The organism is Streptomyces botrytidirepellens (assembly GCF_003721215.1).
GTDB classification, from domain to species: domain Bacteria; phylum Actinomycetota; class Actinomycetes; order Streptomycetales; family Streptomycetaceae; genus Streptomyces; species Streptomyces himastatinicus.
The window spans coordinates 1-629 of record NZ_RIBZ01000366.1; the positions used below are offsets into that span (position 1 = coordinate 1).

Consider the following 629-nt stretch of genomic DNA (forward strand, 5'->3'; position numbering starts at 1 on the left):
GTGCCGTCGGGGTGCGGCCGCGCGATGTGGTGCGCGTCGGACGCGGCGCCCCACCCGGTCAGCGCCCCGAGCACCCGCGCGCCCCTGCGCCGGGCGCTCTCGGCCGACTCGAGGACCACGGCGGCGGCCCCGTCGCCGAGCAGCAGCCCGCTGCGGTCGGCGCAGAACGGCCGCACCATCCCGTCCCGGGACAGGGCGAACCCGGAGCCGAACTTGGCCAGGTTCTCCTCCTCCACCAGGTACGCCCCTGCACAGATCACGATGTCGGCCCGCCCGGAGGCGATGAGCCGGCACCCGTGCGCGATGGCGCTGGCGGAGGCGACACAGGCGTTGGTGAACGCCAGCCGAGGCCCGCGCACCCCGAGCGCATCGCCAAGCGCCTCGGCCTGCCAACCGGGCACGGTCTCGACGGCCCGGTCGAGCGGGGTTTGCGAGGCGCCGCCGGGGGAGTTGGGTGACGTTGCGCCGCCGGGCGTGCCGGGGAGCGCGATTCCGCCGGGGAAGTCGGCAGCCCCTGCGCCGCCGGGGAGGCCGGGGGAGGCCGCGCCGCCTGGCAGGTTGGGGGACGGCATGCTGCCGGGCGAGCCGGGGGATGCCGCGCTGCCGGGCGAGCCGGGTGGCGTCGCGCC

At 78.2% G+C, this 629-nt stretch carries 1 protein-coding gene; it reads right to left on the reverse strand.

Annotation, left to right across the window (positions count from 1 at the left end; all coding sequences use genetic code 11):
* Positions 1-572 (reverse strand): beta-ketoacyl synthase N-terminal-like domain-containing protein (locus EEJ42_RS31000; protein WP_281291542.1); only part of this gene is annotated, 572 nt, incomplete at its 3' end.
* Positions 573-629: the final 57 nt, after the last annotated feature.